At 65.0% G+C, this 423-nt stretch carries 1 protein-coding gene; it reads left to right on the forward strand.

What is annotated here, in order from left to right; translation table 11 throughout:
- Nucleotides 1-417 (forward strand): YMGG-like glycine zipper-containing protein (locus AC2JF9_RS09755; protein ID WP_500727380.1); only part of this gene is annotated, 417 nt, incomplete at its 5' end.
- Nucleotides 418-423: the final 6 nt, after the last annotated feature.

Raw genomic sequence — 423 nt, forward strand, 5'->3', positions numbered from 1 at the left:
GCGCAGCATCCGCCATCGAATAAACTGAATCGGCACGCCGGAACCGGTCTCGATTGCGCGCGTTCAACTCTCGAACAACTTGAGAGTAAGGACCTTCTAATGCGTAAGATCGTTATGGCTGCCTCAGCAGCTGCCCTTTTTATTATACCTAATCTTGACTCGGCCCAGGAAGGCACTGCGGCAGGCGTTGCGACCGGCGCCGTGACGGGCGCCATCGTGGGCGGCCCGGTGGGCGCCGTCATCGGCGCCGGCGTCGGCGTCGTGGCCGGCGGCATCTCCGAGCAGAACGCCAGAACCCAGCCGCCGGCCGGCGTCGTGGTGGTTCCGGGCGACACGGTGACGACGGGCTCCATCCGCCAGCGCACCTGCGTCGAGGACGCCTACGGCCAGCTCGCCTGTCAGGACGTGATCCGGTAAGAGGAT

It is taken from the genome of Lactobacillus sp. C449L, from assembly GCF_059900815.1.